Source organism: Desulfonatronospira sp. MSAO_Bac3, assembly GCF_003838035.1.
Classification (GTDB): Bacteria; Desulfobacterota; Desulfovibrionia; order Desulfovibrionales; family Desulfonatronovibrionaceae; genus Desulfonatronospira; species Desulfonatronospira thiodismutans.
In genome coordinates this window covers 1-26,081 of sequence record NZ_QYZY01000371.1, presented here as the reverse complement: position 1 = coordinate 26,081, position 26,081 = coordinate 1, and the positions used below count along the sequence as shown (strand labels likewise).

The window sequence follows — 26,081 nt, the reverse complement described above, 5'->3', positions numbered from 1 at the left end:
TTTTTCCCTGGATATGTGCACCATGTGCCGGGAAGAGCTCTTTTTCTCCTATCGACGGGAAAAAAAAGGCGGAAGGCAGGCCAGTATAATAAATATTTTTGCCTGAGTTTAAACAGGAAGTGACAAGCAATTCATCCTGGAAGAAATTTCTCACGCCCGGGCCGCCTCCGGCCCATAGGGCCTACGCCCCGGAGGGAAGCGGACTTAGAGCCACGGAGCAAGGCAGGAGGAAGAGATAAATATTTATATCCCCCGAGCCGGGATCAATACTGATAATCCGGCCCGGGCGCAACTTTTTTTGGTGTCAGGAAATAATGTCCACCTGGTGCATGCCGCGGACACTGTTCATGAGAAAGACCCTTGGGCTGTCCAGTACGTCCTGGATGCTCAGCACACTTTCGCGGATGACGCCCTGCTCCAGCATAAGAGAACGGTACACTCCGGGCAGCAGGCCGCAGCTTACCGGGGGGGTGAGCAGTTCCCCGTTTTTTTCTACTGCCAGGTTGGCAATGGTGGATTCGGTAGCCTGGCCGCGATGATTGTATAGAAGCACGTCCCGGCAGCCGGGCCTGGCAGCCAGGGCCTGATTGTACACTTCCCTGTTGGTGGTTTTGTGGTATAAGAACCTGTTGTCTGGATCCACCGCTGAGGCGGCCAGGGGCAGACGGGAAAAACCGGGATTCTGCGTATCAAGCTTCACTGCCTGCACCTTCACCGCACCCTTCCTGGATACCAGCAGGCGTATTTTGTGCGGCTCCTGGGGCAGGGCAGCACCCAGATCCTGCAACTCACTGTGCACTCGCTGCAGGTCCAGGGGAAAGTCAAAGTATTCAGCAGATTCCTGCAGGCGCTCGAGGTGCATGCTCAAATAGGGAAAGCCTTTTGAAGGCTGCCACAAAATGCTTTCCAAAAGATCGAAGCCAGGGCCTGGAGTGGCCAGGACCCTGGCCTTGACCCTGGACTCGTTCATTTCCATGTCCGTTCTGGAGTCCCAGACTATGCCTCCGCCGATGCCGTATTCGGCCAGGCTTTTTGTCTGGTCCAGAAGGAGGGTGCGGATGGCCACGTTGAACTGGGCCTGCCTGCCCGGAGCTACATAGCCCATGGCCCCGGTGTAGATGCGCCTGGGTGCGGTTTCCAGTTCAGCGATGATTTCCGTGGTTCTGATCTTGGGGGCTCCGGTAATGGAGGCAGGTGGGAAAAGAGATGAAAAAATCGCGTCCAGGGGAGCGGATGTAGAACTCTCTACCAGAGAAGTCATCTGCCAGACATCGAAATACTTTTCCACGGAAAACAGCTGCGGAACATGCACGCTTCCCGGATGGGCTATGCGGCCCATGTCGTTTCGGACCATGTCCACTATCATGACGTTTTCGGCTCTGTCTTTTTCCGATTTTTCAAGCTCCCGGGCCGCATGCCGGTCCTGGATGTTGTCCAGGCCCCTGGCAGCGGTGCCTTTCATGGGCCTGGACCTCAGGGTCTGTCCCTTGAGGGTGAAAAACATCTCCGGGGAAAAGCTGCACAGGGCGAACTCTCCGGTATCAATGAAGGCTGCGTATGGAGGATCCTGAGAGCGGTAGATGGTGCAGAAGATGTCCAGGGGATCAAGGGAGCATTCAGCTCTTAACCTGTAGGTAAAATTGACCTGATAGGTATCTCCTGCACGGATGTATTCCCGGATGCGGTCCAGGGAACTGGAGTATTCCCCGGGGGTAATGGAGGGCGACCAGTTCAGGCCCTCCAGAGAAACCCGGGAGTCCGGGCGGGGCAGTTCTGTTTCCTGCATACCGGAAAAAAGTCCGAACCACAGAAGGGGAAAACCTGAATCGTCCGGGCGGACTTTTAAATAAGGATCAAAGGCCAAAGAGGCCTCGTAGGAGACAAACCCGGCAGCGAAAAGGCTGTGGCCTTCAACCTGCTGTTCCACCTGCTGCAGTGCGGGCAGGACCTCTTCGGCAGTATGAGCCTTGATTATGCCCTCAAGGCCGTCAAATGAAAGCAGTTTTCCTGAGCGGGCCTGTCGGACTAAGGCCCGGGGGGTCTTTATGCCTGAAGATTCAGGTTGCGAAAGTGCGGATCCAGGATCCATGATCCTGCCTTAGCCATCTTTGAAGATGGAGGAGCCGTAAAACTTGATATCCAGGATTTCGTACTCGATCTTGCCTTTGGGGGCGTTTACCACTGTTTCATCGCCCACCTCTCTGCCCATGAGGGCCCGGGCCAGGGGAGAAAAAACGGACAGAGAATCTGGAACAAAATCGGTCTCATCAGGGCCGAGCAGAGTATATTTTTTAACTTCGCCGGTGTCCACGTTTTCTATTTCCACTGTGGCCCCATAGCATACCTTGTTGCCATCCATGGTGTCCAGGTCGATGATGTTGAACATGGGCATACGTGAAGTTATCTGGGCAATCTTGGCCTCCAGAAGGCCTTGGCGTTCCCTGGCCGCGTCGTAGCCGGCGTTTTCCTTGAGATCGCCTTCCTCGCGGGCTTCCTTGATGGCCTGGATCACCTCGGGGCGTTCGGCCTGGAGTTTTTCCAGTTCTTGTTTAAGTCTTGCAAAACCTTCCTCTGAAATGGGGATGCTGTCGCTCATACCTGAATTCTCTCGTGTTTTGGGTTAGAAACAACTTAATCCCGCACACGTTTTAATCAAGCCTTTACCTTTGCGTCTGATCCCGGGCATGCAGGGGTAAAGGGCTGAACCCACATCTCAGGCCGGTACAGGCAACTGAGGCCAGAACCTTGACCAGAGAGTGATTCAGCAAGACTTGAGAAAGCGTGTGCGGGATTATCTAAAGATTAATATCCTTAATATCCTGCCGGACTTTTTGTCCGGTGGTTTCCCGTACATGGCAAACAATCTGATTTATGCATCATAGGTCATCCTCAGGGTCTGGTCAAGCCTCCGCCAGAAGTTTTCAGGCCGGTTTTTTGGTTTGGAAAATCCGGGGATTATTGTTAATATAGACGTAAGAATTAACCATAATGATTTGTGCTCCAGCTGTCCGGGAATGCAGGTCGGCAGAGCATGTAAACCGGAAAACAGGAGGTGCCGGGATATGCACAAGGTAATTTCCAGGGTCAGGGTGGAATGCGTCCAGGGCGACATAGCCTCCCAGGAAGACATAACCGCAGTGGTAAATGCGGCAAACTCGCAGCTGAGGCCCGGCGGAGGCGTGGCCGGGGCCCTGCACCAGAAGGCCGGTCCCGGACTGGAAGAAGAATGCCGCCCCCTGGCGCCCATAAGGCCTGGAGAGGCGGTGCTTACCGGGGGACACAACCTGCCCAACAGGTACGTTATTCATTGCCTGGGGCCTGTTTACGGTGTGGACCGGCCCGAGGACGAACTACTGGCCAGGTGCTACAAAAGAGCCTTGAGCCTGGCTGAAGAGCACCATGTGGACTCCATAGCCTTTCCGGCCATTTCTTCGGGGGCCTTTGGTTTTCCCCTGGACAAGGCGGCGCAGGTGGCATTAAAAACAATTGCTGACGCGGCCACTGGACTGCGCCAGGTAAAAAAGATCAGGTTCGTCCTTTTCAGCCAGGAACAGAAGCAGGTGTTTGAACAGGCCCTGAGCAGCATCGAAAGCACGTAAAACCCAGTGAGGACTTAAATGCCACAGGAAAAAACATACCTACAAAAGGCCATGGACAACCTTTACGCTGCCCTGAGAGAGCAGCAGTCCGCAGACCCGGAATTGCGCAACAGGATTCAAAAATCAATCAATACCACTCAGTCGGCCCTGGATCTGGCCAAAGAGCGGGAAAAAGGCCGGGCCGGGGCTGCCGGGGTGGATGATGACGATCCCTGGCTGGGCTGATTTTTTCAGCCGGGGTCAAGTCCTGAACAGGGCCTGGATTCTTTTTTCCAGGTCCTTCAGCCTGTCCTGGTGGGGCTGTGCAGCATCCAGGACATGAATGCGCAGGCTCTGGTCCACAAGCTGCACCGAGGCGGTACCGGGAAGCAGGCTGACCACCCAGACAAAAAGCACCCTGGCAGTGGGATGTTCAAGCTGGACCCTGTGCATGATTATGCCGGTCTTAAGGGGCATTGACGGCCTGAAGGCCCTGGAGGTGACATCAAGACCCCCCAGCAGGGACAGGTGCAAAAAGAAAGGGATAAAACCCGGAAGACCCGGCAGCCGGAGGTTCTGCCCGGGCACAAGGAACATGCTGCTCACCGCCGCTGCAAGGACGAAGAACAGCCCCAGAGGCCAGTCCTGCAAACTGCCTCCGGCCAGGCCCCACCAGACAACCCCGAAAAGGACCAGGCGAAAGGCAAAGCACCGTGCCCCGGCAAGGAAGCCCTGCCGGGGACGCCTTTGTACCTGATTCTTCGATCCGCTCCCGGTCCTTGTATCCCGCCTTTCTTTCATCAGATCATCATCCCCAGGCCTGCGAGAAGCAGGGTCAGAACTACAAATAAAAATCCGGCCACAGGCCACTGCCTGAGCCTGAATTCAATGCTGCAGGGGGTTTCCATGCTTTTGCGGCCGTAAATATATCTGTCCAGCATGTATACAAAATTTATCTGTCCGCAGGTGGGGTCGCAAAGCGGGCTGCTGCGCCATCCGGCATAAGAAAGACGCCAGATTCTTTCTGTTAATTCCACGATGTCCGGCCAGGAATGCAAGGCGGCCTGCAAGGGGACCCAGAATTTGATTGCCGGATAAATAAGCACACCAAGCATTACCGGCCACAGTCCCCCCCAGATAAAACCCGTATCCGCCTGCCAGGCCGCCGGGAGCATTTCGAATGTATGCACTGATATAAAGGGCAGGCCGGCGCTTGCAGCCACCATGACCAGCCAGACCAGGGCCTGATCCCGGGGGTACGCCTTGTTTGCAGGTTTCATGGCCTGAAAAATCCGGTAGAGAAAATGCGCCATGAGCAGGGTTGTGCCCAGGGAGGAAAGGGGCAGAAGAAGCCCTGTAACAGAGTACATGGGGCCCATGGAAGCCAGGTCCTTCATGAGGTACTTGACCTGTATCCCGGAGGTAAGCGGAGCTCCGGCCAGGGCCAGTGCCGGCAGGGCCAGGGCCGCCAGCAGAAGAAAAGTGCCGGCCCCCTGCCCCCTGGCGTATTTGGTGGCTCCCACCCCGATGAACAGGGCTGCCTTGGCCAGTCCGTGGTGCATGACAAACATCAGGATTCCTGGCAGGGCCGTTTTTGCCAGTGCGGCATCAAAAAGGGCCAGCCCCAGGAGAAAGGCCATGAGTCCCATCTGGCTGATGCTGGAATAGGCCAGGACGGTTTTGGGGTCCTTTTCCAGAAGTCCGGCCAGAACTCCGAAAAAAGCCCCCAGAAGTCCCAGGCACATGAAAAATGCTCCCCAGGAGGGCATGGAGGCTGACTCCACCGGAAAAAAGTAAAGCCAGCCCAGAAGTCCGGCCTTGATCATGGCTCCGCTCAGTACTGCGCTGGCCGGGGTGGGAGCGGCCGGATGAGCCAGGGGCAGCCAGTAGTGCAGGCCCAGGATCCCGGCTTTGATGCCGAAGCCTGCAAACAGCAGAAAAAACATGGGATGAGCCGGGGAGAGCTCTGCAGCGGCCCGGGAAATATCCATAAACATGACGCTGTCGGCTACGTGCACCGAAATCATCAGCCCGGCGGTAAGCATCCCCTCCCCCAGCACAGCAGTGACCATGTATACATGCCCGGCCTTCCAGGCTGAGGGGGTGTCGTTGTGGATGACCAGGCTGTAGGCGGTAAAGGTCATAAGCGAGAAGAAAGCGTAAAAGGTGACTACGTCCTTGGCCACTGCCAGACCCAGTGTGCCGCACATGGCCAGCAGAAACAAGATGGTATAGGAGCGCCGGTCGGGGTCATTGTGCATGCTGCAGGCGGAAAAAAAGCCTGCCCCGGTCCAGACCATGGCCATGAGAAGCAGGAAATACCTGCCGTATTCCCCGAAACCCAGATGCATGCCGAGTAAAAAACTGGGCATATCCAGAGGGGCCGTATCGGATCCAAAAACAGCCAGACCCAGAGCCGGAAGAGGTCCCAGGACTGCAAGCCGGACCCAGTATTTGTCCTGAACTTTTGAGATCAGGCACAGGCCCGCCAGAAGCAGGGGGAAAAAAACAGCCAGAACCCATATCATGGCAGGGCCCCCATTCCAGTGGCTATCTGTTTTGCAATACCCAGGGGACTCCAGGTCCACCCGGCCCAGAGTCCGGCCAACAGCGACATGGAGGCTGTTGCCAGGGCGGGCAGCAGCAGGGTCAGGGGGGCTTCAAAACGGCTTACGCGCTGTATCTTCCATTTTTTCTGCGGAGTCTTGAACCAGATGGTTTTGACAACCGGCAGAAAATAGGCCGCATTGAGCATGCTGCTAAGGACCATGATCCCCACCACCCACTCCCGGCCGGCGTCCATGCCCCCGAGTCCCAGGTACCATTTGCTCACGAACCCGGCCACTGGAGGCACTCCAATCATGCCGAAGGCCGCAACAGTAAAACAGATGGCGGTAACCGGCATACGCCGGCCCACCCCGCCCAGGTCTTTGATGCTGTGCAGTCCCAGGGTCTCGGCGATGTTGCCGGCGCAGAAGAACAGGGTGATCTTCATGATGCCCTGGTGTACCAGGTGCACGATGGCCGCCACAGTGGAAAAGGGAGCCAGGATGGCCACCCCGAGAGTAATGTAGGATACCTGGCTCACGGTTGAATAAGCCAGTCGCTTCTTGAGATCCGTCTGCATCAGGGCCCGTACCGACCCGAAAATTATGGTCACTGCCGCCACTAAGGCCAGGGGCTCCAGAAGTCCCAGGCCTGCTGCAAACTCCCTGTCATACACGTCAAATACCACCCGGACTATGCCGAAGGCTCCGGCCTTGACCACGGCTACAGCGTGCAGCAAAGCCGAAACCGGGGCCGGGGCTATCATGGCCACCGGAAGCCAGCCGTGCAGAGGCACCAGAGCCGCCTTGACTCCCAGCCCGGCGATGAGCAGGGCGAATATTATTATCAGGGTGCTGTAATTGGCCGGGTCCAGGGCTGCAATCACCCCGGTGTCGGTGAAATCGAAGGGTCCGGCCAGGACATGCAGCCAGACAATACCCACAAACAATACTGAACCGCCGCCGATGGTGTACCACAGGTAGTTGCGCCCGGCTTCCAGGGCCTGCCTGGTTTCGCGGTGCACCACCAGGGGATAGGTGGTCAGGGTCAGAAATTCATAAAAGATAAAGAAGGTGATCAGGTTGCCGGCCATGGCGATGCCGGTACTGGCGGTGACGCACAGGCTGAAAAAACCAAAAAAACGGCTGCGGTTGGGCGAGCCCTCCAGGTAGCCCACCGCGTACAGGGTGGTCACCAGCCACAGGTTGCTGGACAGGGCCAGAAACATGAGGGACAGAAAATCCACCTTGAGCAGGAACTCAAAGCCAAGCCCCATGCTGAATCCCACCTCATGCACTTCCCCATGCACCAGCAGCCTGTAGGCCATGTAGTGCACCGCCACCACCTTGAAGGCCGCGGCAAAGAGGTTCAGGGCTGTGCGCAGCCTGCTGCGGCTTTCATCAAGCATGAAGATTATAAGCCCGGCAAACAAAGAGCTGGCCAGGACCAGCAGGGGCAGCCAGACGTTCAGGTTCATGGCCCACCCTCCAGCTCAACCGTCCAGAGCATGTGCTCCTGCAGCATAAAAATGACTTCCTCGGCCCGGAAACCTATGAGGATGGAGCATAGGGCCAGAATCAGAGGAATTTTTTCCAGGACAAAGGGCACAGGAAGCATGCGCGCCTCTTTTTCCGCCAGCAGAAAGGCATGCCCAAGAATCCTGAAGACATACCCGGCGGTGAGCAGCCCCCCCAGGACCGGGGCAACCGCCCACCACCACTGCCCGCTCTCCAGGATGGCCTGCATGAACATCCACTTGGCCACGAAGCCCCCGCTTGGAGGCAGGCCCATGAGGCTTATTCCGGCCAGACCCAGGGTAAAGGTGGTCATGGGCAGGCGCGAGGCGATATTCTTCATGTAATGGATTCTGTCGGTGCCTGTGGACAGAATCAGGTTGCCCGCAGCCAGGAAAAGGGCGGCCTTGGCCAGGCCGTGGGAGATGGCCTGATAAGTGCCTCCGGCCCAGGCCTTTTCAGCCCAGGGGGCCTCGGGCACTGTGCACAGAAGGGGGAACATGAGAAAAAGATAGCCCACCTGGGCCACGCTGGAATAGGCGATGATGAGCTTGAGCCTGGCCTGAATCAGGGCCTGATAGGAGCCCCAGAGTACCGCCAGCACGCCCAGGCAGCCCAGAACGTAGGCCCCGTGATATGTGAGCCCGACTGGTTCAAAAACTCCCACCCACAGGCGCAGGAGAAGAAAGAAAGAACCCTTGATGACCAGGGCTGAGAGAAGAGCGCTGACAGGAGCAGGAGCCTCGCCGTGGGCCGGGGGCAGCCAGAAGTGAAAGGGCAGCAGGGCTGATTTCATGATAAGCCCCGCAGTCATGAGCCCGAAGGCTGCTGCTGTAACAGGTCCGCCCTGCAGACCACCGGACTGCATGAACATGTCCAGCATGCCGGTCTCGGCGTACAAAAAGCCTACTCCCATGAGAAAAGCCAGGGAGCCGGCCATGGCCACCAGGAGATAGCGCAGGCCCGCCTGCAAAGATTCTGTCTTACCCGAGAGCACGGCCAGAGCTGCGGCGCAGATGGTGACCAGCTCCAGCACCACATAGGCGTTGAAGACGTCAGAGACCATGAACAGACTGTTGAGCCCGGCCCACATGAGAAGCCATAAGGGCCAGAAGTGGCGGGCGCTTTGCCTGTCAAAGAAAAAGGCGCTGTAAATACTGACAAGGGCTCCTACAAGGGCGGTCATGAGCAGAAAAATCACGCTCAGTCCGTCCATATGCAGGTGGATACCCAGGGGTTCCGCCCAGCTCCCCAGGGAAATACGCCTGGCCCCGTGGTGGTAGACGTCCAGGGCAAGGCCTGTGGCCAGGGCGGGAATAACAAGGGATGTGAGAAATCCCCAGGAAGCGATACCCCGGCCCGGAGCCAGGAAAGAGCCCATGGCTGCGGCCAGGGGCACCAGGACCAGCAGGCTTTCCATTACCCGTCCTCATCCTCTATGCTGCAGGAGGTGTCCAGCTCGGCATGCCCGGTTTTTTCATGAATACGCCGGGTAAGGAAGAGGGCAAAGGCGGTGAGGCTGATGGCCACCACGATACCGGTTAAAACCATGGCCTGGGGCACGGGGTCCACTTGGCCGGACTGGTCCGGATTGGCAATGCTTATGAATAAAAGAAACACGCCCCCGGCCATGACGTTTAAGGCCACGATCTTGCGCAAAAGGTTTTTGTGAGAAGCAAGCCCCCACAGCCCCAGGCAGAACAGAAGCATTGCCGTTACTGCGTATATGTAGAAACCATGCATGACTTTATCCGCTTGTACTATGTTATCGGTTATCAGTTATTGGTTATTTGTTATTTGTTATCTGACTTCTGATCTCTGCCCCCTGACTCCTGACTCCTGCCCCCTGACTCCTGACTCCTGCCCCCTGCCTCCTGCCTCCTGCCTCCTGCCTCCTGTCCCCTGTCCCCTGACTCCTGCCCCCTGACCCTTGTCCCCTGACTTCTGTCCACCAATAGTCAGGCTGGTCAGACATACCGCAATGGACAGGGCTGCAGCATATTCTACAGCCAGGATCCAGGCCTTGGCCTGGGGGTGGGTGAGCATTGGTTCATTTCGAAACAGGGCCGCTGCCGCCAGAAGCCAGAAAAGGGCAAAGCCCAGCACCGCGCTTATGCGCCACAGGCTTACCGGCAAAGCTCCCAGGGATGGGTGCCCGGCCTGCCAGAGAAGCACTCCGCCCGCAGCCCAGACAACTCCGGCCTGAAATGCCCCTCCCGGGGCAAAAGCCCCCAGCCAGAGGAGAAAACCTCCCACCAGGAGGATAAGAGGCAAGAGGATACTTATGAGCCAGCGCCCCACCGGTTCGGCCGGGGCAGGCAGCAGGGGGGAGCGGATACTTTCTTTACGGCGTACGCACAGAAGCCCCATGACCGCTGCCAGCAATACCCCCAGTTCCAGCCAGGTATCGTAGCCCCTGAAATCCAGAAGTACAGCCGTGACCGGGTATTCCAGGCTGGTGGCCTGCATGCCTGCCTCCACCGCCCGGATCAGCCCCTGGGAGTCAGGCTCAATGTGTATGATGGACAGGGAAAGAAGACCGGCCAGAAGCAGGCAGGGCAAAAGCAGCCAGGAAAAATGCGCCCCGGTTTTGACTTTGCCCGGCTGGGCCACGGCCCGCAGGGTATCTAAAAGCAGCACCCCGGCCAGACCCGCACCCACGGCGGCCTCGGCCAGGGCGATGTCCGGAGAATTCAGCCTGGCCCAGGCCAGGGACAAAAGAAGCCCGAAGGTGATAAAGAGCACCACTGCCTGGAAGTGGCCCGGAGAGCGCATTATCCTCCAGGCGGTGGCCACCAGGGCGAAGGCCACCAGAACGTCCAGAAACAGAGCCAATTACTCCTCCTCCTGCGAGGGCGTGTGATAAATATAATTGCCGATGAAGTAACAGGCACTGGAACTGCCCACCAGGGCCAGCAGCCAGATGAGCCCCAGCTTGATAATCTCAGGCAGGGTTGCGCTTGCGAAAACCAGTCCCAGAACTATAAAGCCAAGGCCCAGATTGTCGGCCTTGGTCAGGGCATGCAGGCGGCTGTAATTGTCCGGAAAGCGCAGGAGCCCCACGGTCCCCCCCAGGAAAAAAAAGGCCCCGGCCAGGCACAGGATAATGCTTAAAATGTCGAATATCATTTTTCATTTCCTGCCTGGCTTTGCTGCGGGGCTGTTTTGCGCACAAAGGATAAAACGGCCATGATCATGAGCAGGGCAAAAAGCAGGGCTGCATTGCGGATATAAGGTGCTTCAAGGGCCTGGGCCAGGACCAGCAGTATGGCCACCCCGGTGGTGCCGAAGAGCTGCGCCGATACCATGCGGTCAGCCGGTGTCGGGCCCTGAATGACCCTCCACAGTCCAGCCAGTATGTTCAAGATAAGAAAAGAGGCCAGGGCCAGGTAAAATATCTGCATCAGGCTCCCTCCAGCCGGCATGTTTTGACAGGTCAAAGCACTGGGTTATACAAAAATATTGACAGCAGTACAACGCACGACGGGAGCACACTTTTTCAGGAGCATGCCCCTGCCTTTGGACTTGGACTGGACAGTGGTCTACTCTGGTTCTTTAGTACAGGTTTTCAGGGATAGTCAACACGGGGCTGGATGTTGCCGGAGACAGGTGTACGCAGAAGATGTTCTGAAGTCTTTCCTGAACGGATTTAAGGAGTACAGGCCGGCCCTGCCCGGGACCGGCAATGACTGGCGGCAGACGGAAGCAGGCCCGGTTAACCCTGGCTATACAGCACGCTAAAGGGGTGAGAGGCAGGGTGTGAGAAATCTGGTTGCCAGCATGTTGTTCCAAAATTTGTGCTGAGGGCCTAACTCACAACCACGCCGGCATACCCCACCACCTGGGAATAATCCCCTATTGCGTCTCCTGATGTGGCATAGTCAATGAATTCAGTGCTCCTGGCCCCCATTTCCCTGACGCAGGCCAGCCCCAGGGTCGTGGGCATGACTCCGCACATGGAAATCCCGTTCTGCTTTACCACCTGGTGCAGTCCCTGAGGATCCAGGTCCAGGATTCTTTCAATGGCCATGTGATCCAGCCTCCTGGCTTGTTCCTGGGGTACAAAGTGGCTCATGTCCGTACTTACCACCAGGGAAACATCCAGGGCCAGGTCCCTGATGGTCCGGGCCAGGTCCTCGCCGGCCCGCATCAGCACCTGGAGATCCGGCTCAGCTACGGATATGGGGACTATTTTACATCCTGGAACAGCCCTGGCCAGAAAAGGCAGGACCACTTCCAGGGAATGCTCCCTCAGGTGGGCCTGGTAATCAAAAGAGTAACCAGGCAGCTTGCCTATGACCGAAGCTGTATCCTCGTCTACCATGACCTCACCACCCGGAAGCCTCCAGCTTCCATCTCCCCAGACCGCTATTCTCTGTCCCTGTCCGGTGTGGTTGGGTCCAAGAAGAATGATCCTTGAGGCCAGATTGGAGCGGGCCAGCACCTTGCCAGCCACGGGCCCGGAAAAGGGATACCCGGCATGGGGTACCATGGCCAGCAGGGTTCTGGCGCTGGCCTGTTCTCCCTGCAAGTACCTGCTCAACTTTTCATCCAGGGCTGCTGCCGAACCTGGATAAAACTGTCCTGCAACAACCGGTTCTCTGTCCATAAACACCTCCATCTAATTTCTTTTCATCAATTTAACACTCACTTATTACTGCCTGAAGCGGTCCACTTCCCTGTCCAGTCTCTGGGCGTTTAAGTCCAGTTCAGCCATGCGTCCGTGCAGATCCTGGGGATAGTCCTCTGCCAGTTCCTGTAAAATCCTCTCCCAGCGCTGGTGCTCTCCATTGAGGCGATACAGGTTCGCCAGGCGGTAACGATACGCAGGCCAGTCCGGATCATCCTCTTCTATATAGTCCTCGAACTCCAGGGCCCAGCCCAGGGCCTCCCTGTGCCTGCCTGTGTATGCTGTGGCGTCCATGAGAAACTCCAGGTTGGACCTGATCCTGGACACATCAGGATCATCCTGATCCCGGAAAAGGGCAAGGGATTCCTGGGCAAATACATACGCGTTTTCATACTCCTCCCTCTGAATGGAATGTTCGGCCATGAAAAACAGGGCAAAGGCCCTTTGCCTGTCCGGCAGATCAGTTTCCACGGCAAGCTCTCTCCACAGAGGCCGGGCTTCGTCTTCCAGGCCCTGGTTCTGCTTGGCCAGGGCGGTTGCATACTTGAGCTGCAGCTCCTTGTTTTCCGGCAGGTCCCAGCCTTCCACCTGGTCCGCCAGGTCCAGTATACGTTCCCAGTCCCTGGTATCCAGAGCAATGGTCAACATCAAAGACAGGGCAGCTATATTGTGCTCATCTATTTTGTCCATGTCCAGAAAAGGTTCAGCCAGGCGCAGGGACTCCTGCATATTTTCCATGTCCCAGTAAGCCGAGGCCAGGGCCAGAAGGGCCTCGCGATCCAGCATATCCTTATTTTCATTCAAATAATCATGCCTCTCCCAGGCATCAATTATGTCGTCGTATTCCTGATCTGGAAAATTTTCCGCCACCAGGCTCTCAAAGGCGTCCACCCCGGTCTGCAGGGCCCTTGGCCACATCTCCCGGTGAGAATACCTGTCATAAAAATCTTCCACATTATCCATGGCCTCATCATATAACCCGTTGTCCAGATTCCAGTCAGCCAGGCGCAAAAGGGCCACTGGAGCAAGAGGACTGTCCGGAAACTCTTCGCTGATACGCTCATATAAAAGCCTGGGCCTGATGGTCTCGTCCCCGAATCTGTCTGCAAGGCGCATCTGGGCTATCAACCCCCCTTCATCATCAGAATATTGCCTTGCAGTCTGTTCATACATCTCCCGGGCCGAATCCTCATGCCCCTGCTGATAAAGAATGTCTCCCACCCTGGCCATGGAAACGTCCACCTGGTCTCCGTCCGGAAGCAGGTTGATGTAGTGCATGAATTTTTCCCTGGCGTCCTGGTAATCTTCATTGCGGTAGAGGATATTGCCGGCAAGGACCAGGAAGTCCGGGTCATCCAGGTGATATCTCGGCCAGCGGTTGTCGATATACTCCAGCATATCCCCGGCCTGCTCATCAAGGTTCAGCTCATTGAGCACCCTGGTCAGGGCCACCGCCGCGGGCTTGACCAGGTCATCCTGGGGGTATTCCTGCACAACCTCTTCGAACTCGTCGGCTGCTTCCTCGTATCGTTCCCGGTCCTTGTAATGCTCGCCCATGTAGTAATGGGTGGCCGGTACAGCCTCATGCTCCGGAAACCTGTCCCTCAAAAGATCAAAGTATCCTCTGGCTTCGGGCTCATTACCCACCTGCAGATGGATATAGCCCATATTCAAAAGGGCTTCCGGCAGCCTGTCAGAGCCGGGATTGGCGCTTACAGCCCGTTCAAAGGGCCTTAAGACATCCTGGAAGTTGCCCGGAATATCATGGCTGTGCTCCTGGAAATTCGCCTGGGCGTATGAGTAGAGTACTTCTTCGGTATGTTCTTCCGGCAGTTGGGGATCATTTTTGAGTTCCTCAAAGATATCCGCTGCAATGGCGTACTCGGCCCCGGACATGGCCATCTGGCCGGCCGCAATCATTTCCTCGTACCTGTCCATTTCAGCAGGAGGCGGCTCCTCCTGCAGTTCCGCAGGGGTCACCCCGGGGTCATCCGGCTCCCTGTCCGGCACCTCCGGGGGATCAAACAGTTCTTCAGTCTCCTGCGGGGCTTCCACCCTGTCTGCATCGGCCTCGTGAAGGACAAGACCCGCTTCTTCCGGACCCACCCTCTGCACCTGCTGTCTCATACGGTGTCCCGGTTCCGGCTCAAGACCGGGATCATCCAGTGCATCCTCTTCAGGGGCAGGTGGTTCTTCCGGCTCCTCGGGCTGTCGGCGGGCTTCATCAGCCAGTTCGGGAAACTCCACAGGAGCTTCCCATTTATCTCCAAGGCGGTCTTCAAAGATGTCCAGGACTATCTTATTTTCTTCGGGTATGGTAAATGAAATGAAACCAAATTCTGCAGAACCGGTGTAGATCTGGATCCGGTGATCAAGAAACTGCACATTCTGGATAAGGTCCGCTGCGGAGAAATCCACTTCCTCAGGAATCCGGATGTGTTGCCGGATATCCTCCGGCAGTACAACATCTATCCTCTCCCTGGCGCTTCTGAAGGCACTGTAGTCGGGCATCTCCTCCTGGAACTCGAAGACAATCCTCTCGTGGTCCGGATGACTGCCCCAATAATATTCCATGGCCCCGGCCAGGCCGTGCATAAGGCAAAGCTGGACCAGAAACAGGAGGATAGCTGTCAGATATTTAAACTTCATATGGTGGCCGCTGCAACCAGACCCTGATAAAAAATTTACAGAACAACCCTACAGCAAAGCTTATAAAATATAATATTGTGCCTCAACCGGGGACAGTTCCGCATCTGCTTGGTTGCCAGGCAAGTTCCAGTAATTTCAGGAAATTGACCCCAGGCAGATACGGGACTGTCCCCGGAGGTTAATCACAGGTTTCGCTGTAGTGATAAACATCAACTTCATAATTCCTAATCGTCTCTCCCGCCTCAAAAGATTAACCATCATAAAGCCAGGCATTATCATTTATCTATCTGGGTGGACGATCCTGGCGCAAGATCCTTTTTTTTAAGTTTTTCAATCAGAGTGGTCCTCTTGATGCCCAGGACCTCGGCAGCCTGGTTCTTCACCCATTCAGAATTTTCCAGGGCCTCCAGAAGCAGCCTGTCCTCGATATTCTCCAGAAAATCCTTGAGATCCAGACCGCTTTCCTGCATATCTTTCAGGCTGGGCCACTTAAAACCATCCCCTTGGTCCGGCCTGAACTCCGGTTCTATTCCCCCGGCCTGGAGCACTTTCTCCGGCAGATCTGCAGGCTTTATTTCATTGTTGTCACACAGAATACTCATGCGCTCCATGAAATTTTCCAGTTCCCGCACATTGCCCGGCCAGGGATAGTTGAGCAGCAGATCCCTTGCCCCGGAGGAAATGCCCAGGGGCTTGCTTCCGCGGCTGTATTTGTCCAGAAAGTGTTCAGCCAGAAGCAGGACATCGTCGCCCCGCCTGCGCAGGGGAGGCAGTTCTATGGGAATCACGTTCAAACGGTAGAACAGGTCCTCTCGAAAACACCCGGATTTTACCTCTTCCTCCAGATTCCTGTTGGTGGCGGCTATCACACGAACGTCAGCCTTGATGCTTTTGGAACCGCCTACCCTTTCAAACTCCTTTTCCTGCAGAAAACGCAATATCTTGACCTGCAGGCTCATATCCAGTTCGCCTATTTCGTCCAGGAAAAGAGTCCCGCCTTCTGCCATTTCAAAACGTCCCGCCCTTGAGCGCACGGCATGCGTGAATGCCCCCTTTTCATGCCCGAAAAGCTCGGACTCCAGAAGCTCCTTGGGAATAGCCCCGCAATTAACCGGAACCATGGGTTTATCCCGGCGCTGACTATTCCTGTGCAGGGCGCGTACCAATAACTCCTTGCCTGTGCCCGACTCCCCGGCAACCAGAACCGTTGTCTCAGTAGGCGCAACCTTGGCCAGCATATTAAACACATCCCTCAACACCCTGCTCTTCCCGATAATATCTGAAGTATCAACGCTCATGGCAACCCTCGCGATTCTATTTTTACCCTGTACTGTCAAAACTATGACGGAAAGTCAATACATATTGGCATGGAAATTAAAAAACTGTATTTTTTAGAGCTTCCTGCCTACAATGGATAAACGCGGTCGGCACAGGCAGTCCGGCCGGCTTGAATCCAACGTCTGGATGCTTTTTTGTTTCCTGTACGCCGTATCCTGGCTACCAAAGGCGTCAGTTCAGCCAGGAAATCCAGACCGCAAAGATGAGCAGTTCCATGCAGAGAAGTAAGCATAATACCGTTTTTCTTGACACGAGTTGTGTGCAGGCGGTTTTTCAATCCAGGGAAAAACGCTTCACCGTCCATGGACTTATAAACGGCGCTGCTGTTGCCGCACACACCAACAACTCCGGTTCCATGATGGGCCTTTTGCGGCCGGGCCGGGATATCCTGCTCTCCCCTGCAGCAAATCCGGCCCGCAAGCTGCCCTACACGCTGGAAATGGTGCACACTGGCCAATTCTGGGTGGGGGTCAATACACACACTCCCAACCGTATGCTCAGGCTGGCCTGGCAGAACAGCCTGATCCCTGAACTCAAGGGCTTTGAACATTTCCGCTCCGAAGCCGTGATCGGGGACAGCCGTCTGGATGCAGTCCTGCACGGAACCGGTGGGCGACTGTGGATTGAAGCCAAGAATGTGACTCTCATGGAGGAAGAAAAGGCATATTTTCCGGATGCGGTGAGCAAGAGAGCATCAAAGCACATGCAGGAGCTTATGCTCATGGCTGAGGCGGGTTATCAGACAGCCTGTTTTTACTTAGTGCAAAGGCCCGATTGCCGTTGCTTCGGCCCGGCCGACTTTATCGACCCGGAGTTTGCGGATGTTTTTAGACAGGCAGTCCGGCAGGGCCTTATGGTCCTGGCCTACGATACAATAATCGACCCGGAGGGAATCACCCTCTACAGGCCATTGCCTCTGAAATTTTGATGTGATTTTTTACTGATTTGGTTCTAAGCAGCTTTCGCTTTGAAACCAGCAGGACAGGAAAAGGGCACAAAAAAAGCTTCGATCCATAAGAATCGAAGCCTTGATTATTATAAGGATGGTGCCGAGGGGGAGACTCGAACTCCCACGGGGTGTTCCCCACTAGACCCTGAACCTAGCGTGTCTACCAATTCCACCACCTCGGCATGTCTTTTTGAAATATAATTTATTCCCCCTCCTTTGACAACCCCCTTTTTCATGGAATTTTTCAAAAGAAGTAAAAAGCAGGGCCGGCCGCATCTTGACTGCCGTTTTAAAAGATTTCACCATGCAGACAGGCCGGATTAGTTTTCATCCGGAACCGGTTCTTTTCCCTAAAGAAAACAAACAGCTTCAACATCCGGAAAGAAAGACTTTCCGGATGGAAGCAAATTAAAGCATAAAGGAGCTGTCCCGCTTGCAGATAAAAAAACAGGCCTCGAACATCATATCAGACCTTGGGCGCTGCTTCCGGCCCCTTTTTATATATCACATTTTTTTCAGCATTCTGGCTGTCATGCTGCTGGCACCCGCCTCGGCCTGGATCACTACCAAAGTCCTGACAACCACCGGCCACCCCATGATCAGCCACCAGGAGATGCTGGATTTTTTCCTGTCCCCTGCAGGACTGGCCTGGGTGCTGGCCGGGGGCACTCTGACAGTGCTTATAATCTTCATACACCATGCCGGGATGATCTACATCTCCTCCAGGTCCTGCAGCGGTCGCTACCGCCTGGCATCCTCGGCCCTTGTCCGGGTGGGGCGCAATCTGCCCTCACTATTGGCCCTGGCACTCATCCAGGTGGCGGCACACCTGCTCATTGCGGCCCCATTCATAATCGTCATGGGCCTGGCCTGGCTCATTTTGCTGGGGGACTATGACCCGTACTTCCTTATCTCCCAGAAGCCGCCCATTTTCTGGATATATTGCGCTGTATGTACTCCAGTAGCCCTTGGCATGCTTGTCTGCAACGGCATTCTTTATCTTCGCTGGTTCATGGCCCTGCCAATAGTTCTGCTGGAAGGATCCGGCCCCTGGAATGCCTTGCGGCGAAGCTCCGGACTGGCCAGGGGCTGGATCAAACCTGTGGCGGTTCTTGTGCTTGGCCTGGCCCTTTTGATTTTGACCCTGCCAGGCATTATAGCTGTCCTTTTTGATACTCTGGGCGGGCTCTTCCTGGGGCTTCTGCCGGAAAATTTCACTGTTCTGGTGCCTGCAGTACTCTTTTTCATCAGCTTTTACATCGTCCTGGCCGTAATGCTCAGTTTTGCCGGCACAGCGGCCAACAGCCTGCTCGTATTCAACGTCTACAAAGATACAACCGGTTTTGAACCTTTCCGGGAAAGCGCCTTTGCTCCGAGACGAAGCAGAATACTGGCCTGGAGCGCTGAACTCGTCCTCCTGGTATTTGCACTGGTCCAGGCCGGCTTCATAGTGCACTCTTTTTTCGATTTCCAGGACCACGTCTACATAAGCGCCCACAGGGGCAGCTCCATGCTGGCCCCGGAAAACACCATCCCGGCCATTGAAAGGGCAATTGTGGACGGTGCGGATTATGTGGAAATTGATGTCCGCCTTACTGCTGACAAAGTGCCCGTACTTCTGCACGACCGTGATTTACGCCGGGTGGCGGGCAAACCGGTCCCTATCTGGGAGCTGGACCTCAAAGAAGTACAGCGCCTGGACGCCGGCTCCTGGTTTCATCCCAGGTTTGCAGGGGTGGGCATCCCCACCCTGGAGGAAGTCATCGAGGTAGTGGGGGACCGGGCCAGAATCTACCTGGAAATAAAGCCCAGCCGGCACACCCCGGATCTGACCCGTATCGTGGTGGAGCTTTTGCAGGAAAAGGACTACGTAGACCAGGTCCTTCTGGGGGCAATGGATCCCGAGGTCCTGAAAGAAGCCAGAAATCTCGAGCCTGAGCTTAGAACTTCCCTTTTTGTACATACAGCCATTGGCGAGCCGGATCGCAGCCTCCTGGACGCCCTGGGTCTGCGCGCGGCCATTACCACGGTGGAGGATATCCAGAGGGCCCACCGGCACGGCCATGAACTGCACGTCTGGACAGTGAACGACAGGCGGGAGATGTCCAGGTTCATAGACATGGGCGTGGACAATATCATTACCGACCGACCAGAGGTCCTGGCCGAACTGCTCCGGGAGCGGGCAGAACTGTCCAATGCCGAACTTCTTCTGGTGAAGCTGCGCCACTGGCTCAGGGACTAAAACCGGTTTTTTTGCATCAGGACCACGTTGGGGACAGGTATCTCGCAGCTCCAGCCGAACATCCCGGCCAGGAGGTGAAATGTCTGCGGCTGGTAAAAGACCACATGGGTGGGGTCCCGGCGGTAATGCCACTGCCCGAAATCATGTCCGGGCAGAAAAAAACAGGTCATGATCCCCAGCCATCCGCCGGGGCAGAGCATTTTATCCAGGCGGACAAATTCCTCATAAGGGCGGTGAAAATGCTCGACCACCTCGCTGCAGGTGATAAAGCCGTATTTCTGCTCCAGGACTATTTTGTCCGGGTAAAAAAATGGGTCGTAAAGCTCCACGCGGTGCCCGGCTTTTTTGAGTATCACGGACAGGGCCGGTCCGGGCCCGCACCCGTAGTCCAGACCAAGGCTCCGGCCGGGAAGCTTCTGCAGCAGGGGACTTGCCAGCCTGTTCAAAAAATTCCTGTAACCGGCATCGACCGGGTAATTGTTGTGCTCCTGGTAGCGCTTTAATTCCTCGTGCGCATCCGGCAGCTTTTTTTCATCAAGCAGGACCGCCTGACACCTGGAACAGCTCCAGTATACAAGATCTTCCTGCCGATAAAAAAAGTCCAGTTCTTTTCCAAGGCAGACCCGGCAATGAGTACCCATTTGACTTTGCTCCCCGTTTCTGTGACCAGTACCTGAAATTGCTACCAGGAAAATATACACATATGCCTGACCCACAAAAACACGACATGCACGGCCGGCATGACTCAGGATTTCTACCCTTAAGGCGCGAACTGATGCGCAAGTCCCTGCATGTTCTGGCACTTGTCATTCCGGCCGCCATGCTCCTGCTGGGCAAGCCGCCTTCTATAGTGATATTCGGAGGCCTTGCTTTTCTGGGTATTGTACTTGATATAATCAGGGCCGACAAAGCCCCCTTGAATCACTGGATTGTGAATTTTTTCGGCTCTCTTATGCGCCCCAGGGAAAAAGAACTGCCGCAGGGCAGGGTGGTTGTCAACGGTGCAACCTGGGCCATGCTCTCGGCCTTTCTCCTGGTCCTCTTTTTCCCCGTACAGGTGGCGGCATTCGCCTTTACCATATTCATGCTGGGAGACGCTGCCGCCGCCCTGGCCGGACGCCGTATGGGCCGCATCCGCCTGGGCAAAAGCCCCAAGACCCTGGAAGGATCCCTGGCCTTTCTGGCGACCGCCTTGCTCATCTCACTGGTGTTTCCGGGAATATACTTCTGGCATGGCGCAGCTTCTTCCATGGCCGCCTGCATTGCTGAAGCCGCACCACTTCCCCTGGACGACAACCTGCGGGTCCCCCTGGTTGCGGCCCTGACAATGCTGGCTGTACAGCATTTGTAAACAACACCCCGCTCTGTAATCACCTGGTCCGCCGGTATCTGTTCAGCGCTTTTAAGTAAAGCAGGGTATCAGGCATCCCTGTACTTATTTTTCTCAAGGATGATTGACATGTTAAAAAATAAATGCACGGAGATCAACTTCCCATGCCAACAACCAAAGCAAAAAAGATACATCCGCCGAAATTTTAACCAGGAAACTTCTCCTGTTCAAGCTTGCATTTGAAAGCTCATTAAGGTTATAATTATTTCAAAGCTGAATTTTTCACAGAGCTTTCTATGACTTTGGGGTTTTATTTTCTGCAATATTTAATATGCACGGCGTCAGCAATGAAAATTTTCTTGTGGCTGATGATCTTGCTTGTAGCGGGGTCAGGCTTTAATATTAACCAGGATGGTGTGTATGGCGCTGCGTATCCATACAGACCGCTGGATCAATCCGGCGGGCAATCCAGTCTTTCCCCTGTAATAGGGTTCATGCAGTCTCACAGAATAGAACAGGGAGAAACTCTGCTGGATATTGCCAGAAAATACGGCCTGGGTTATAATGAAATTTCCCTGAAGCATCCAGAACTGGATCCCTGGGTGCCGGAGGAAGGCCTGAAAATCGATATTCCCACCACATGGATTCTTCCTCCCACCAGGCATGGGGAAATCGTGATCAACCTTCCAGAAATGCGCCTATACCGGTTTTACAGGGATATCGACATGGTCAGAACTTACCCGGTGGGCATAGGCCGGGATGGATTTGAGACTCCGCCCGGGGATGCCAGGGTACAAAAACGAGTTGAAGACCCCTCCTGGACAGTGCCGCCTTCTGCCAGGGAGGGCTTTAGCAGAGTGGTGGTTCCGCCGGGACCGGACAACCCCCTGGGTGGGTACTGGATAGGACTTTCCAGGGACAGCCTGGGCATCCACGGGACCAACTTTCCCTGGGGGGTGGGACGAAAGGTCAGCCGGGGATGCATCCGATTGTATCCGGAACATATCCAGCAGTTTTTTTACGATGTTGAGGCTGGGGCAAAGGTGGAGATCATTTATGAACCGGTCAAGTTGGGCCTTAGAGGAGGTGATATCTTTCTGGAGGTGCACCCCGATGTATACGGCAAAATAGCGGATATGCATTCCCATGTCTGGGATCTGCTTCAGGCCAGCGGACTCGCCCCCTGGGTGGATCTGAGCGAGGCGGGACGGGTGCTCGAGGAAAAAAAGGGGGTGCCTGCAGTTGTTACCAACAGCGATATGCCGGGCTTTATTCCTGGTGATGAATGGTGTTTAATGCTTTCTTCAACAATACAGATAAAAGGAGGTTGTATATGTTCAGAAAATTTTTGATCCTGCTTTTTTGTATGCTTTGTCTCGTTGGTCTGACCTTTATGGGCGGTTGCGCAACCAAGAGTCAGCTGGAAGAAGTCAGGACACAGGCCGAGCAGGCCGAAACCAGGGCGGATGAGGCTCACACCCGGGCGGACGAAGCCTGGAACAAGGCTGATGAGGCAGAGGTGAAAGCCGGAGAGGCTGTTGGAATTGCCGAGGAGTGCTGCAAGGACCTTGATGCCATGCTCCAGGAAGTAAAGGACGCGGCGGAAAGGGCTGAACAGGCAGCTGAAAAATCCGAGAGGATTTTTGACAAGATGCTGCAAAAATAAACCGGAACACCTGCCGGCATCTCCTGGGTGCCGGCAGGTTGCTGAGACCATGTTCTCAACCTGCCTCACATTTGACAATCCCGGCCCGGGTTATTTCCTGCCCGTTGAGTAAGCATGCTTACAAACAGACATTATCACTACAGCGAAACTTATGACTTTAGACAGGTTGAAAAATTTTATAAGTTTCGCTGTAGTGTTATGCTGCAGCATGAAATAAGCAGTACAATTAATGTTGACATTGTAAATCATACAGCATAATTATAAAATAAAAAAATGGTTTGAAAGTGTAGGTGACAAAATAATTTTCAAGCCCGGGTCATCCATGGAACACTTCGTTTTTTTAAGGCAGGGCATCCAGGACAGAACACTTTTACTTATGAAAGCCTTGCTGCTACACCCCCTTAAAATGAACCGGGGCTTGCCGTCTTGCTTGTGCATGGACAATGTCCTGGCCTCAGGAAATGGAAAAACTTGATGCTGCAGCGGGGGATAAGCCTGCCGGGAGCTGGTCCGGTCAAGCCATGCACGGGACAGACGGCAGCAGAATCAAAGAGTTATTAAGTCAAGTCAAAATGCCGAATCCCATTTTTCAACTTTTTGCAGGTGCATCATGGGAGGGGATGCCGGAGCTTGTGCCGTTTGAAGATTCTGACCGCTGGAAACGGCTGAAAAACCACGTTGTTACATACCTGGAAAGAAACCTTGAGGAACTGACGAGCCTTGAAGACCTTTCCACGTTTCATGCCTTTGAAAAATTATCAGCGTTTAGATCCTCCAATCTGCTCAATTTTTCTGAACCTGTCCCCGATGCATACACATGCGTGGATACTTCCAGGAGATACTGCGAAAATCCCGGGGGTTCCTGTCAGAGATTCTTCCTGAAGTCTTACTGCAAAAAACATCACCGTCCGGAGCATAAAACCCCTGGAACACCCTGTCTGCACGGATATTTTACAGCTGCTGACAGGTTGGACATCATAACCCGGCGCACAGACTTGTAAATCATGGTCACTGGCGGGGCTTATTATAGGCTTAAACCATTCAGGTTAAATGGCCGGGCTTGTTTTCCAGCGCAAGCAAGTGCACGGCGCTGGATGGACCCGATGAAACCCTCCCGGTCATTTCCGGGCTGGAGAATAAAGCAGCAAATTCTTTAATTTTACTGGCCCATTAAATCTCAGTACGGTTACAGGCGGATCTGCTGAGTGCCTGGCCAGGCGCCTCTCAGGGCAAAGGGACTTATTGATGCAAAAATGGTACGACTACTTCCTTGAAGCCGATGCCTACGACTGGTCCGACCAGAAGATCCCTGTGCCCAGGTTCAGACTGAACAGCCTGCTTAGTCTGAAAAAATACCTGGACCTGATACATATCCGCCAGTGCCTTATCCGGCCCTTCCTGAAAACTGATAATTATCCCCTGGTGGAAGCCAGGGAACTTCTTCCCTCCTTCGAGTCGGACCTCTACGAGTATGAAGACCTGCCGGGATTCAGCCTGGTGGCCCTGGCCCGCCCCCTGGAATACTTCAACGAAATATTTCAGTTCGACATCCTGCACAGCAGGTGGGCAAAAATCATCACCACCCATGGCGAGGCCTGTCCTGTGCCGGACACCATCAGCCATACCAATGTCTCCACATTTCAGAGCCGTCTTCCCAAAAATATCCAGGAGCGCTTCAAGGACGAACTGGGCGGAACTGATATTGCCGAACTGTACAATTATCCCCGGGTGCTGAATTTTATCCTGAACATGGACCGGGGGCACGTAATGAGCATGGACACCAGAAACGAATTTTATCTTTCGGGGGTCTATGCGTCTTTCCCGTCCTACCTGGACCCTGAACTCAAACGCTTCGGTCTGCAGATCAAGAAGTTCAAGCCCAACGACAACCTGCGTTACGAACTGAACCGCAATTTTGTCTACCAGTTTCTTATGGAGCTTTACGGCTACCCGGTGGTGTCCGAACGCAGGACTTCGGCAGCCCTGTTTTCCAGGCGGCTGTTCAAGATGGGTGAGAGGTTTCTCATACGGGCCCTGGGTCAGACCGACCGTACCATTACCACTCTTTATAATACAGGGGACTGCAAATTCTATCCAGCCCTGGAAAAGGTGGCCCTGGCCAGGGTGGAAACCAAAAAAAAGGATGTCTTGAAATTTCTCAAGGAAAACGGATACTTTCTGGACGAGGAGAAAAAGGCGGTCATTTTGAGGGTCAGGTACAAGCAGCACCAGTATGATCCGGACAATATCCGGGAGGAAAGGGCCCTGTCCGTGCTCAGGCAGGAGGTGATCCATCCCCGCACCGGTGAAGTCTGTTCTCAACTGAATATCATAAAAGACACCTTTTTCATGACCTTGAAACTAAACGATATAGTCAAGGGTGAGTTTTCCGGCAGAATCAAATACAAGCGCGAGATCATTGAAAACACCGACACTCACGAAAAAAGGCTCAAGTTTTTGTACGCCTGGCTCAGCAAGCACCAGCGAAGGATCATCGGATATTCCGACGAATTTTATGCCGGAGTGACCAAAGTCCTGGACAACTATCTGCTGAACCCTGAGCTTTTCGAGGATTTTCAGGCCCTGAACGACCTGTACCAGGAGGTATGGCAGAAATACAGCTACATCAGGCAGGCCAGAAAAATACGCATCCTGCAGGATATTCTTGAAAGAAGGTATGAGGACAAAAAAATCAATTACCTGCAGATGCTGGAGCACAGCAACAGCGTGCTGGAAGAACTGAAATTCGAGACGGGAAACTATTTCCCGGACATCATTACCCGGGCCATAGCCACAGTGGAAAAGATAGCCAATGACCGCTATCTGCTGCGCAATTACGTGAACAGGGAGGAAAACAGTCTTACCCAGTATGGGCAGGAGGTAAGGGAAAGATACTTCCGCATGAACTTTCTTCTCAATGAACTCAAAACCATCCGCAGGGTCAAACGCGAGCCGATTTCCTACAATTAGTTTTCATCCGCAAAATGAATAAAAATCCCCCGGCACAGCCATGGCTGTGCCGGGGGAACGTGAATTCTACAACTTGCAGGCGGTTTTGAGATCCGCTGCCGCATCTATTTTTTCCCAGGTGAATTCCGGCTTTTCCCGGCCGAAATGACCATAGTTGGTGGTCATCTGGTAGATGGGACGCTTAAGGTCCAGTCGCTTGCTGATGAAGTAGGGGCGCAGGTCGAATACCTCGCGCACCGCCTTTGTCAGGGTCTCGTCATCCACCTGCCCGGTGCCCATGGAGGTGGCCAGTACCGAGACAGGCTCGGCCAGGCCGATGCAGTAGGCTATCTGCACCTGGCAGCGCTCGGCCAGGCCGGCGGCCACCACATTCTTGGCCACGTAGCGGGCCATGTAGGCCCCGGAACGGTCCACCTTGGAAGGATCCTTGCCCGAAAAAGCTCCCCCGCCGTGTGCGGCCATGCCGCCGTAGGTGTCGTTTATTATCTTGCGTCCGCAAAGGCCGCAGTCCCCCATGGGACCTCCCACCACGAAGCGCCCGGTGGTATTGATGTATATCTTGGTCTTCTCATCCATAAGCTCCGGGGGCAGGGTGTGAAAAATCACTTCCTTCTTGATGGCATCGGACAGGTCCTGGTAGGCGATGTTGGGGTCATGCTGGGCTGAGA

Annotated in this window: 24 protein-coding genes and 1 tRNA gene; 9 read left to right on the top strand and 16 right to left on the bottom strand. The window is 54.8% G+C overall.

Annotated elements, in window-relative coordinates; translation table 11 throughout:
* Positions 1-13 precede the first annotated feature (13 nt).
* Complete coding sequence (locus tag D5S03_RS12980) at positions 14-106, top strand: laccase domain-containing protein (protein ID WP_287044342.1); 93 nt, start codon at positions 14-16, stop codon at positions 104-106.
* Between the two features lie 198 nt (positions 107-304).
* Here D5S03_RS12980 and pabB read toward each other — a convergent pair whose 3' ends face one another.
* Positions 305-2,089 (bottom strand): aminodeoxychorismate synthase component I, encoded by a 1,785-nt coding sequence (gene pabB / locus D5S03_RS12975; protein ID WP_287044341.1) that lies wholly within the window; start codon positions 2,087-2,089, stop codon positions 305-307.
* A 9-nt stretch (positions 2,090-2,098) separates the two neighbouring features.
* A complete protein-coding gene (greA, locus tag D5S03_RS12970) occupies positions 2,099-2,596 on the bottom strand; it encodes a transcription elongation factor GreA (protein WP_008869978.1) in 498 nt (165 codons plus the stop codon).
* 466 nt (positions 2,597-3,062) lie between these two features.
* Between greA and D5S03_RS12965 the strand changes: the two genes are divergently transcribed.
* Together D5S03_RS12965 and D5S03_RS12960 are read left to right on the top strand one after the other, a co-directional pair.
* Positions 3,063-3,599 carry a macro domain-containing protein gene (locus tag D5S03_RS12965; protein WP_008869979.1) on the top strand — a complete coding sequence of 179 codons (537 nt, stop codon included), beginning with the start codon at positions 3,063-3,065 and terminating at the stop codon, positions 3,597-3,599.
* A gap of 18 nt (positions 3,600-3,617) precedes the next feature.
* The gene (locus D5S03_RS12960; protein ID WP_008869980.1) at positions 3,618-3,824 is read left to right on the top strand and encodes a hypothetical protein; all 207 of its coding nucleotides are present in this window, start codon (positions 3,618-3,620) and stop codon (positions 3,822-3,824) included.
* Between the two features lie 15 nt (positions 3,825-3,839).
* On the opposite strand, the gene D5S03_RS12955 is transcribed toward D5S03_RS12960, so the two are convergent.
* The 11 genes from D5S03_RS12955 to D5S03_RS12905 form a co-directional block, all read right to left on the bottom strand.
* Entirely contained in the window at positions 3,840-4,379 is a 540-nt protein-coding gene (locus D5S03_RS12955; RefSeq protein WP_287044340.1) for a Na+/H+ antiporter subunit E, read from the bottom strand.
* Positions 4,379-6,106 carry a complex I subunit 5 family protein gene (locus D5S03_RS12950; RefSeq protein ID WP_287044339.1) on the bottom strand — a complete coding sequence of 576 codons (1,728 nt, stop codon included), beginning with the start codon at positions 6,104-6,106 and terminating at the stop codon, positions 4,379-4,381. The genes D5S03_RS12955 and D5S03_RS12950 overlap by 1 nt, the downstream gene beginning before the upstream one ends.
* Entirely contained in the window at positions 6,103-7,602 is a 1,500-nt protein-coding gene (locus tag D5S03_RS12945) for a complex I subunit 5 family protein (protein WP_287044338.1), read from the bottom strand. The genes D5S03_RS12950 and D5S03_RS12945 overlap by 4 nt, the downstream gene beginning before the upstream one ends.
* A complete protein-coding gene (locus D5S03_RS12940; protein ID WP_287044337.1) occupies positions 7,599-9,059 on the bottom strand; it encodes a complex I subunit 5 family protein in 1,461 nt (486 codons plus the stop codon). Before D5S03_RS12940 ends, D5S03_RS12945 begins: the two co-directional genes overlap by 4 nt.
* Positions 9,059-9,382 carry a sodium:proton antiporter gene (locus D5S03_RS12935; protein ID WP_287044336.1) on the bottom strand — a complete coding sequence of 108 codons (324 nt, stop codon included), beginning with the start codon at positions 9,380-9,382 and terminating at the stop codon, positions 9,059-9,061. Before D5S03_RS12935 ends, D5S03_RS12940 begins: the two co-directional genes overlap by 1 nt.
* Positions 9,383-9,439: 57 nt before the next feature.
* Positions 9,440-10,474 carry a hydrogenase subunit MbhD domain-containing protein gene (locus D5S03_RS12930; RefSeq protein WP_287044335.1) on the bottom strand — a complete coding sequence of 345 codons (1,035 nt, stop codon included), beginning with the start codon at positions 10,472-10,474 and terminating at the stop codon, positions 9,440-9,442.
* Positions 10,475-10,768, bottom strand: coding sequence for a cation:proton antiporter (locus D5S03_RS12925; RefSeq protein WP_287044334.1), 294 nt, complete (start codon positions 10,766-10,768; stop codon positions 10,475-10,477).
* Positions 10,765-11,043, bottom strand: a complete 279-nt coding sequence (locus tag D5S03_RS12920; RefSeq protein ID WP_287044332.1) for an MrpF/PhaF family protein — start codon at positions 11,041-11,043, stop codon at positions 10,765-10,767. The genes D5S03_RS12925 and D5S03_RS12920 overlap by 4 nt, the downstream gene beginning before the upstream one ends.
* Positions 11,044-11,447: 404 nt before the next feature.
* Positions 11,448-12,248 (bottom strand): AmmeMemoRadiSam system protein B, encoded by an 801-nt coding sequence (gene amrB / locus D5S03_RS12915; protein WP_287044330.1) that lies wholly within the window; start codon positions 12,246-12,248, stop codon positions 11,448-11,450.
* Positions 12,249-12,293: 45 nt separating this feature from the next.
* Positions 12,294-14,918: a tetratricopeptide repeat protein gene (locus D5S03_RS12910; RefSeq protein ID WP_008869990.1), complete on the bottom strand. Its 2,625-nt coding sequence runs from the start codon at positions 14,916-14,918 to the stop codon at positions 12,294-12,296.
* 275 nt (positions 14,919-15,193) lie between these two features.
* Positions 15,194-16,216 carry a sigma-54 interaction domain-containing protein gene (locus tag D5S03_RS12905; RefSeq protein ID WP_008869991.1) on the bottom strand — a complete coding sequence of 341 codons (1,023 nt, stop codon included), beginning with the start codon at positions 16,214-16,216 and terminating at the stop codon, positions 15,194-15,196.
* Between the two features lie 254 nt (positions 16,217-16,470).
* Between D5S03_RS12905 and sfsA the strand changes: the two genes are divergently transcribed.
* Positions 16,471-17,184, top strand: coding sequence for a DNA/RNA nuclease SfsA (sfsA, locus tag D5S03_RS12900; RefSeq protein ID WP_008869992.1), 714 nt, complete (start codon positions 16,471-16,473; stop codon positions 17,182-17,184).
* Between the two features lie 116 nt (positions 17,185-17,300).
* On the opposite strand, the gene D5S03_RS12895 is transcribed toward sfsA, so the two are convergent.
* A tRNA-Leu gene (locus D5S03_RS12895) sits at positions 17,301-17,387 on the bottom strand.
* 251 nt (positions 17,388-17,638) lie between these two features.
* Here D5S03_RS12895 and D5S03_RS12890 point away from each other — a divergent pair.
* Entirely contained in the window at positions 17,639-19,447 is a 1,809-nt protein-coding gene (locus tag D5S03_RS12890; protein ID WP_287044327.1) for a glycerophosphodiester phosphodiesterase family protein, read from the top strand.
* On the opposite strand, the gene D5S03_RS12885 is transcribed toward D5S03_RS12890, so the two are convergent.
* The gene (locus D5S03_RS12885) at positions 19,444-20,088 is read right to left on the bottom strand and encodes a class I SAM-dependent methyltransferase (protein WP_287044325.1); all 645 of its coding nucleotides are present in this window, start codon (positions 20,086-20,088) and stop codon (positions 19,444-19,446) included. The genes D5S03_RS12890 and D5S03_RS12885 overlap by 4 nt on opposite strands.
* Positions 20,089-20,150: 62 nt before the next feature.
* Between D5S03_RS12885 and D5S03_RS12880 the strand changes: the two genes are divergently transcribed.
* From D5S03_RS12880 to D5S03_RS12865, 4 genes are all read left to right on the top strand, one after another.
* Positions 20,151-20,798 carry a diacylglycerol/polyprenol kinase family protein gene (locus tag D5S03_RS12880; protein ID WP_287044323.1) on the top strand — a complete coding sequence of 216 codons (648 nt, stop codon included), beginning with the start codon at positions 20,151-20,153 and terminating at the stop codon, positions 20,796-20,798.
* 473 nt (positions 20,799-21,271) lie between these two features.
* Positions 21,272-22,129, top strand: coding sequence for a L,D-transpeptidase family protein (locus D5S03_RS12875; RefSeq protein ID WP_287044322.1), 858 nt, complete (start codon positions 21,272-21,274; stop codon positions 22,127-22,129).
* The gene (locus D5S03_RS12870) at positions 22,111-22,443 is read left to right on the top strand and encodes an Lpp/OprI family alanine-zipper lipoprotein (protein ID WP_287044320.1); all 333 of its coding nucleotides are present in this window, start codon (positions 22,111-22,113) and stop codon (positions 22,441-22,443) included. Before D5S03_RS12875 ends, D5S03_RS12870 begins: the two co-directional genes overlap by 19 nt.
* A gap of 1,245 nt (positions 22,444-23,688) precedes the next feature.
* Positions 23,689-25,413 (top strand): hypothetical protein, encoded by a 1,725-nt coding sequence (locus tag D5S03_RS12865; RefSeq protein WP_008870000.1) that lies wholly within the window; start codon positions 23,689-23,691, stop codon positions 25,411-25,413.
* Between the two features lie 66 nt (positions 25,414-25,479).
* Here the strand turns inward: D5S03_RS12865 and D5S03_RS12860 are convergent.
* A partial coding sequence (locus D5S03_RS12860; RefSeq protein ID WP_287044318.1) for a methionine adenosyltransferase domain-containing protein occupies positions 25,480-26,081 on the bottom strand: 602 nt, incomplete at its 5' end.